Consider the following 7,426-nt stretch of genomic DNA (forward strand, 5'->3'; position numbering starts at 1 on the left):
GAGATAACAAAAAACATTCGTAAATTTGTGCAATTCGTATGTATTTGTGATTAAGGAATGGAGATTGGTAAGATGCTAAAACAACTATTCACCATCATTGAAGACCGTAAAGCCAACCCTGTCGAAGGCTCGTACACGGCGCGGCTGTTTGCCGAAGGCGAAGATAAAATTTTGCAAAAAATTGGCGAGGAGGCTGTAGAGGTAATTCTGGCGGCTAAGGGTCAGGGTAGGCAGCGTATCATCGAAGAGACCGCGGACCTGTTCTATCACACCCTGGTGATGCTCGCCGCTAAAGACGTCACCCTCGACGATATCGAAGCCGAACTTCGCCAGCGCCACAAATGAGTCAGAAAATTTTACTTTTCGACATGGATGGCGTGCTGCTCGAGCCGGGCGGCTATCACAAAGCGCTGACCGAAACTGTGCGTTTGATCGGCGAATCGCTGGGCTACAAAAACGTAGAACTCACCCCTGCCGATATTGCCGCCTTTGAAGCCGCCGGGATTACCAGCGAGTGGGATTCGTCGGCGCTTTGTTTTGTTTGGTTGATGCTGCCGCTGTGGGAGCGTTTCCCGTCCCTGGGGATACCAGCCACCCTCACCGAGGGCTTGTTCCCAAGTGAGCGCGGACTCGCTCCGGAGTGGGATGCGCTCTTCGATAAGCTGAATCAACCTCCGAGTGAGTTCGGCAGCCCTGTCATTCGGGCAGAACAGACTCTGGCATCCGGCCACCCGCGTGAGCAATTTATCCGCCAAATTTTGCGTGATGCATATTCGATTGAAAAATCGCTCACTTATCGCATCTTTCAGGAGTTGGTGCTAGGCAGCCCAATTTTCGCCGAAACATATTCCCTACTTCCCTGGTTTGAGTCCGAAAGTTTCTTGTCGCAATTTGATCGCCCAAATCTGACTTCGGAGCAACGCACCATGTTGTTGAACTGGCTTGCTGAAGATGGGCATCAGGCAGCAATATTTACCAATCGGCCCTCGCGGCATGGAGGTTTGAGTACGCCCGAAGCCGAAATTGGTGCTCAGCGTGTTGGCCTGGCTACGCTGCCGATCGTGGGTTATGGCGATATGCTCTGGCTCAGTCAGCAGCGTGGCGTGGATGTGGGCGCGTTGCGAAAACCATCCCCGGCACATACACTGGCGGCCTTGCTGCGCGCCCGGGGTGTGGATGCGGAAACCGCACTTTACCTTGCTGCGGATCTGGCTCTGGATGGGCGAAATATGTCTGAGTGGCATCAATTTCAGAGCGTTGAGGTGCATGTTTTTGAAGATACCAGCGCGGGTTTGATGAGCGCGCAAGCCGCGCAGGGTATTTTGCAGGAGTTGGGTCTGAATAGTTTCTGGCATTATTTTGGAATATCGGCGGTGAAGGCAAAACAAGCTGCTTTGCGTTCAGTGGGGGCTGAAGTTTTCTTCAGTCTGCCAGAAGCGCTGATGGCGGGTCTTGTGCGCGGCTCGTTGTCGAAGTAGAATAGCTGTAATTACGATTTTCGTTATATTCTAGGGAAAAACTTACTAATGGATGAACTTGATCTCGCAATTCTTGAATTCTTGCAGTCGGATGGGCGCAAACCGTTTACCGAAATCGCCAGCCAATTGAATGTTTCCGAAGGCACAGTGCGCAACCGCGTCACGCGGTTGATGGATGAAAATGTGCTGCAAATCGTTGGCGTTGTGGACCCGGTCAAGATGGGCTATCAGGTTTCTGCCCTGATCGGGGTTTCGATCAGTGGAGGCAATATTGAACAGGTTGCCAGAAAAGCAGCCGTTTTTGGTGAAGTGAGCAATGTGGTGATGGTTTCTGGTGAATTTGACTTGATGATCTCGGTATATTGTAATGATGGTGAGCATCTGAGTGAATTTCTTAGCCAAAAATTGCGTTCAGTTGAGGGAGTGACACACACACAAACTTTTGTCATTTTGCGCAATTTTAAGACTACAAATTATCTAAGTCCGCTAAATTTGGAATAGGCCTTGTGCTATAATTATAAATAATGGATACAGAAATAATCCCCACCCAAGATTTAACGGAAGAATTACCTGCTCCCGAAGATACTCGTAATCAGCGCGGTCTGGTTGTTGGTTTTGTGATCGGCGGGATCGCGCTATTGGCCGTGATCGTGGGCGCTGTTTTCTTGTTGCTGCGTCCATCAACGGATACAGCGCGCGTGCGAGACGTCTTTATCATTTTTATGGCGCTGGAATCGATTGTCATCGGCTTGGCGCTGGTGATTTTGCTCGTTCAACTTGCGCGTCTGATCAATTTGCTGCAAAATGAAATCAAACCCATTATGGACTCAACCAACGAAACAGTGAGTACCTTGCGTGGTACAACGCAGTTTTTGAGTGATAATCTGGTTGAACCCGTGATGAAAATGAATGAATATCTGGCCGGGTTCGGTCACTTGATCCGGTTTGTGCGACCCAAAAAATAATTATCTCAGCAGTTTAACAAAGGAGTGAATAAAATGGCAAACGACAGTAATGAATTTGGCGCTTTTCTTTCAGGGTTAGTGCTCGGTGGTTTAGTTGGGGCAGCTGCGGCTTTGTTGTTAGCGCCTCAGTCGGGTGAAGAAACTCGCACTTATATCCGTGACAAGAGCATTGAGTTAAAAGATTTGGCTGAAGAAAAAGCAGGTGAAGCGCGTACACAAGCCGAGGTAAAGCTGGGTGAAGCGCGTACCCAGGCTGAAACCAAAATGGCTGAGGCGCGTCAGCAGGCAGAGAAATTAGCTCAAGACGCGAAGACCAAAGCAGATGAATTACGCCAGCAAGGTCAGGTTGTGCTCGAAGATCAGAAATCAAAAATTGAAGAAGTAATCGAGACCGGCAAAAAGAAGATTGCCAAAAAAGATGCGCCCGCGGATGAAGCTGCGGTTTAGTGCGTGATTGAATATATGTGTTGCAATATCGCCCCAGCACTGGGGCGATATTGTTTTTTGGGATGCAGGATGAGCAATCGACAAATCAGTACTCAATCTCAAGGGGGGATGGCTTTGCTAATGGGCCTGATCTTTATGGCTGTTGGCGGCTTGATTATACTTATGGCGCTGGAAATTATTCCTATGGACCCAAGCAGCTTGCACGCGCCGCGTTGGGTGCTGGGGGCGGCTGGGGCGTTGTTCTTTCTATCAGGGGCATTGGTTTTTCTCCAGGGAATTGCTGGCCCCGATGGAGAGCATGATGCACTGATGCGGTGGGTACAGTATGTTCTTGTGCTTGGCGCCATGGTTGCCTTTTCATCTGTGTTCCTGTGGGTTGGATTTGGCCCCGGAGAACGTGAATTTCAGACAACAACATCGGTTGGGCCGCTCAGCGTTTCGGGACAAGGCAATGATGTGGTGGGACGTTGTCTATTCGGCGGCTTTGGGGTTCTGACGGCGCTGGGGACTGTGTATTATGCGTTTCAGCAATTGATAAAAATTCTGAATTTGTCTGGAGACGGCGATGAGTGAAAACGTCTTCAATAAATGGAAAACCGGGCTGGCGCGCACGCGCAAAACCACTTTTGGGCGGATTGCCAATCTGCTCGGCGCCAGCGAAATCGATGCCGATACCTGGGATAATCTGGAAGCCCTCTTTATTCAGGCCGATATGGGGCTGGAAACCACCGAAGAGCTGATCGATGCCTTGAAGGTCGCCCAACAAAAAGATGGTCTGACGCGCACCGATGAATTACGCGCAACCATCAAGAGCGAGTTGATTGCCCGCCTGGACGCGCCCCCGCCGCTCAAGATGGATGCTCAGCCCAGCGTGATACTGGTTGTCGGCGTCAACGGCTCTGGCAAAACGACCAATATGGCGAAGCTGGGCCAGCGTTTTCAGCAGCAGGGCAAAAAAATTGTTTTTGGCGCAGCCGATACCTTCCGCGCGGCGGCAATTGAGCAACTGCAAATTTGGGGCGAACGCCTGAATATCCCGGTGATCGCTGGTCAGTCTGAAGGCGATCCTGGCGCGGTAGCTTTTGATACTGTGCAGGCCGCAATAGCCCGTAAAGCCGACCTTGCTTTAATTGATACCGCTGGGCGTTTGCATACTCGCTTTAACCTGATGGAAGAACTTAAGAAAGTGCAGCGCGTTTGTGGCAAGGCGTTGCCTGGCTCGCCGCACGCTGTTTGGCTGGTGATGGATGCCACCACTGGGCAAAACGCCCTGCATCAGGCGCGGGCGTTCAAGGACGCGGTTGGCGTAACGGGTGTGATTTTAGCCAAACTGGATTCATCTGCGCGTGGCGGCATGGCCTTTGCCATTCAGCGTGAATTGGGGTTGCCGATTCTTTTTGCCGGATTGGGTGAAAAGGTTGAAGACCTGGCCCCCTTTGACCCCGAAGCCTTTATCGAAGGAATTCTGGCCGATTTTCAATGATCCTCAAACGCTACAAAAAAAACTTTGCCCACAGTTATACTTTTGGGGTGTTTCCCACGCTCGAACTGTTAACGCATCGGGTGCAAGATGTGCTTGGAGTCTGGCTGCACCCCCGAGCGAGTCAGAACAGCGGTGTTTCTAAAATTGAGCAACTTTGTCAGCAGAACGCCATCCCGATTGAAATCCACGAGAAAAATTTTAACCGACTCGGCGCGCGCGAGAACGATTATGCCATCGGTGTGTTGCGCAAATTTTCTGCTCCACTCGATGCGGCAGCGAATCATCTTGTTTTGGTGAATCCTGGCAGCCGTGGCAATTTGGGCACGATTATTCGTGCGATGCTGGGATTTGGTTTTTATGATCTGGCGGTAATCGAGCCTGCGGCGGATATTTTTCATCCCGATGTGCTGCGCGCGGCTATGGGGGCGCTTTTTCAACTGCGTTTCGAACATTTTGCGGATTTTAATGCCTATCAAAATGCGCATAGCCAAAATATCTATGTGCTGATGACCGATGGGGTCAAACCGCTTAATAAGGTGGACTTTCAGACTCCTTTTGGGTTGGTTTTCGGCAACGAAAGCAGCGGACTTCCCCCGGAGTTTCACGCCATCGGCACGAGTTTGCGTATCCCACAGAGTGGGGCGATTGACTCGCTCAATTTAAGCATTGCTGTGGGGGTGACGTTGTATCAGGCATCACTGGCGCAAGTTGACTAATCTGCATATAATTGCAGGAATGCCCGAAAAATAAGTGTGAGCGGGGTGTAATGCACCTACCTCACACTTATTTTTCGGTATTATTTGGAATGAAGGCACAGGTTAGAAGACCGAAGGAAAACGCAATGGAAGAACTGCTCGCCCGTCTCCGCGAAAGTGAGACAAAAATCCAAAACCTTCTGGTGCGTCTTTGACGTAGCTGGCAGAGAAGAAAAGCTAAAAGAGCTGCAAAAAAAATCTGAAGCCCCCGGTCTCTGGGACAATCCCCAAAAAGCGCAAAAAACTATGAAACAACTCTCGCATTTGCAGGAGAGTGTGAATAGTTGGCACAAACTGAAAAATCGTCTCTCGGACGCGCTTGAATTAGGCAATATGGGCGATGCTTCGCTCTATGACGATTTAGCCATAGAATCTGAAGCTATTGAAAAAGAAGTTGAGCGGCGTGAGTTCCGGGCGATGCTTTCCGGGGAATACGACAAAGGCAATGCATTGCTGGCGATTCATGCGGGAGCGGGCGGCACCGATTCGCAAGATTGGGCCGAGATGTTACAGCGAATGTATTTGCGCTGGATGGAACGCAGCGGTTACAAAACCGAGATTGTGGATGCCACGGCTGGGGAAGAAGCTGGCATCAAAAGCGTGACCATCTCGGTAGACGGGCGTTACGCCTATGGCTATTTGCGCTCCGAGAAGGGCGTGCATCGTCTGGTGCGCATTTCGCCCTTCGATGCCAATAGCCGCAGACATACTTCCTTCGCGTTGGTAGAAGTGCTGCCCCAGGTAGATGATGATGCCGATATTGCCATCAATCCGAGCGATCTAAAGATCGACACCTTCAAGTCCGGTGGCGCGGGGGGTCAAAGCGTGCAGAAGAATGATACTGCCGTGCGTATCACCCATATCCCCACCGGGATTGTGGCAAGCTGCCAGAATGAACGCTCGCAAGGCCAGAATCGCGAGATGGCAATGAAAGTATTGCGCGCTCGTTTGCTGGAAATCAAAGAGAAAGAAAAAGCCGAGAAAATCGACGAGTTGCGCGGCGAATATACCAAAGCCGAATGGGGCAGTCAGATTCGTTCGTATGTACTGCACCCTTACAAAATGGTGAAAGATCATCGTACGAATCACGAAGTTGGCAATGCCGAAGGCGTACTCGATGGTGATCTGGATAGCCTGATCGAAGCCTATTTACGGGCCAATGTTGGCGACCAGGCATAAAATGGTTTGTTTTCCCCTTGACAGACACTCAGGCACTCCGTATAATCCACGGGCTATTCTAGTGTACCAATACTAATTGTAAGTAGGAGTAAGATCATGGCTCTTCCCAAGCAACGTACTGCCAAATCACGGCGTGACCGCCGCCGTTCGCATCATGCACTTAAGGCCAAAAACCTGGTGCAGTGCAGCAATTGTGGCGAGAAGCGGCTTCCGCATAACGTTTGCCCCAGTTGTGGGCATTATAAGGGACGCGAAGTCGTCGTTATTGCTGAGTAAAATACCCAAAGAGCCGTGACTTTTGCGGCTCTTTGGCGTTAATTAAGAGAGAATCATCGCTGACCGGGCTGATGCCCGGTTTTTGCGTATAAGGAGCGATATATGCCAGCAAAAAACACCGCTTTTCTATTTCCGGGGCAAGGCTCGCAGTTTGTCGGGATGGGCTATGCGTTAGCACAGGGCTTTAGCGTTGCGCGTGATACCTATGCCGAGGCCGAAAATATTCTTGATTTTCCGATTTCGAAACTCTCCTGGTTTGGGCCGGAAGATGAACTCAATGACACGGTAAATACCCAGCCCGCCCTGATGGTGCATTCAGTCGCAGCCTGGCGGGTTTTGCTCGAGTTGCAACCGGATTTCATACCTGCCTATGTGGCTGGTCATTCAATGGGGGAGTTGAGCGCTCTGGTTGCGGCGGGAGCTTTGTCTTTTTCGGCGGCGCTGCGATTGGCGCGCCAGCGTGGTGAATTGATGAAGGCGGCCGGGGAGCATTCGCCGGGAGGTATGGCAGCCGTGTTGGGGTTGGATATTGCCTCGTTGGATGTGATTTGTTCCCAGGCCAGTAACCCCACCGAGGTTGTCCAGGTTGCCAATGATAATTGTCCGGGACAGGTAGTGCTTTCGGGGGCAGAATCAGCCCTCGAGCGCGCCATGTCTGCCGCCTCGGAAGCAGGCGCCAAACGCGTGGTTAAGCTAGCAGTCAGTATTGCTGCACATTCCCCTCTGATGATTCACGCTCAATCAAAATTCAACGCCGCTGTGGGTGCCGCCCCTATCGAAACACCGCGTATTCCGATTATTGGTAATGTCAGCGCTGCGCCTTTGACTTCTCCCGAACAGGTG

At 51.1% G+C, this 7,426-nt stretch carries 11 protein-coding genes; all 11 read left to right on the plus strand.

Translation table 11 applies throughout. The annotated features are described in order from the left end of the window. Positions 1 to 57: 57 nt before the first annotated feature. Positions 58 to 345, plus strand: coding sequence for a phosphoribosyl-ATP diphosphatase (gene hisE, locus HN413_14005; protein MBT3391510.1), 288 nt, complete (start codon positions 58 to 60; stop codon positions 343 to 345). Further along, the gene (locus HN413_14010) at positions 342 to 1,478 is read left to right on the plus strand and encodes a hypothetical protein (GenBank protein MBT3391511.1); all 1,137 of its coding nucleotides are present in this window, start codon (positions 342 to 344) and stop codon (positions 1,476 to 1,478) included. The genes hisE and HN413_14010 overlap by 4 nt, the downstream gene beginning before the upstream one ends. Positions 1,479 to 1,526: 48 nt before the next feature. Beyond that, a complete protein-coding gene (locus HN413_14015; protein MBT3391512.1) occupies positions 1,527 to 1,979 on the plus strand; it encodes an Lrp/AsnC family transcriptional regulator in 453 nt (150 codons plus the stop codon). 23 nt (positions 1,980 to 2,002) lie between these two features. Further along, entirely contained in the window at positions 2,003 to 2,443 is a 441-nt protein-coding gene (locus HN413_14020; GenBank protein MBT3391513.1) for a hypothetical protein, read from the plus strand. A gap of 33 nt (positions 2,444 to 2,476) precedes the next feature. Further along, on the plus strand, positions 2,477 to 2,890 hold the full coding sequence (locus tag HN413_14025; protein ID MBT3391514.1) for a hypothetical protein: 414 nt from the start codon (positions 2,477 to 2,479) through the stop codon (positions 2,888 to 2,890). Between the two features lie 69 nt (positions 2,891 to 2,959). After that, positions 2,960 to 3,463: a hypothetical protein gene (locus tag HN413_14030; GenBank protein ID MBT3391515.1), complete on the plus strand. Its 504-nt coding sequence runs from the start codon at positions 2,960 to 2,962 to the stop codon at positions 3,461 to 3,463. Then, a complete protein-coding gene (gene ftsY / locus HN413_14035) occupies positions 3,456 to 4,373 on the plus strand; it encodes a signal recognition particle-docking protein FtsY (protein MBT3391516.1) in 918 nt (305 codons plus the stop codon). Before HN413_14030 ends, ftsY begins: the two co-directional genes overlap by 8 nt. Then, positions 4,370 to 5,089 (plus strand): TrmH family RNA methyltransferase, encoded by a 720-nt coding sequence (locus HN413_14040; protein MBT3391517.1) that lies wholly within the window; start codon positions 4,370 to 4,372, stop codon positions 5,087 to 5,089. Before ftsY ends, HN413_14040 begins: the two co-directional genes overlap by 4 nt. Positions 5,090 to 5,245: 156 nt before the next feature. Then, positions 5,246 to 6,307 (plus strand): peptide chain release factor 2, encoded by a 1,062-nt coding sequence (locus HN413_14045; protein MBT3391518.1) that lies wholly within the window; start codon positions 5,246 to 5,248, stop codon positions 6,305 to 6,307. A 96-nt stretch (positions 6,308 to 6,403) separates the two neighbouring features. Further along, the gene (gene rpmF, locus HN413_14050) at positions 6,404 to 6,583 is read left to right on the plus strand and encodes a 50S ribosomal protein L32 (GenBank protein ID MBT3391519.1); all 180 of its coding nucleotides are present in this window, start codon (positions 6,404 to 6,406) and stop codon (positions 6,581 to 6,583) included. Between the two features lie 102 nt (positions 6,584 to 6,685). Continuing rightward, positions 6,686 to 7,426, plus strand: a 741-nt coding sequence (locus HN413_14055) for an ACP S-malonyltransferase (GenBank protein MBT3391520.1), incomplete at its 3' end; no start/stop codon positions are given.

Source organism: Chloroflexota bacterium, assembly GCA_018648225.1.
Lineage (GTDB): Bacteria > Chloroflexota > Anaerolineae > Anaerolineales > UBA11858 > NIOZ-UU35.

Bases quoted from the DNA above. Each gene is read 5' to 3' on its own strand.
- hisE (MBT3391510.1), top strand. From the start codon at position 58: ATGGAGATTGGTAAGATGCTAAAACAACTATTCACCATCATTGAAGAC.
- HN413_14010 (MBT3391511.1), top strand. From the start codon at position 342: ATGAGTCAGAAAATTTTACTTTTCGACATGGATGGCGTGCTGCTCGAG.
- HN413_14015 (MBT3391512.1), top strand. From the start codon at position 1,527: ATGGATGAACTTGATCTCGCAATTCTTGAATTCTTGCAGTCGGATGGG.
- HN413_14020 (MBT3391513.1), top strand. From the start codon at position 2,003: ATGGATACAGAAATAATCCCCACCCAAGATTTAACGGAAGAATTACCT.
- HN413_14025 (MBT3391514.1), top strand. From the start codon at position 2,477: ATGGCAAACGACAGTAATGAATTTGGCGCTTTTCTTTCAGGGTTAGTG.
- HN413_14030 (MBT3391515.1), top strand. From the start codon at position 2,960: ATGAGCAATCGACAAATCAGTACTCAATCTCAAGGGGGGATGGCTTTG.
- ftsY (MBT3391516.1), top strand. From the start codon at position 3,456: ATGAGTGAAAACGTCTTCAATAAATGGAAAACCGGGCTGGCGCGCACG.
- HN413_14040 (MBT3391517.1), top strand. From the start codon at position 4,370: ATGATCCTCAAACGCTACAAAAAAAACTTTGCCCACAGTTATACTTTT.
- rpmF (MBT3391519.1), top strand. From the start codon at position 6,404: ATGGCTCTTCCCAAGCAACGTACTGCCAAATCACGGCGTGACCGCCGC.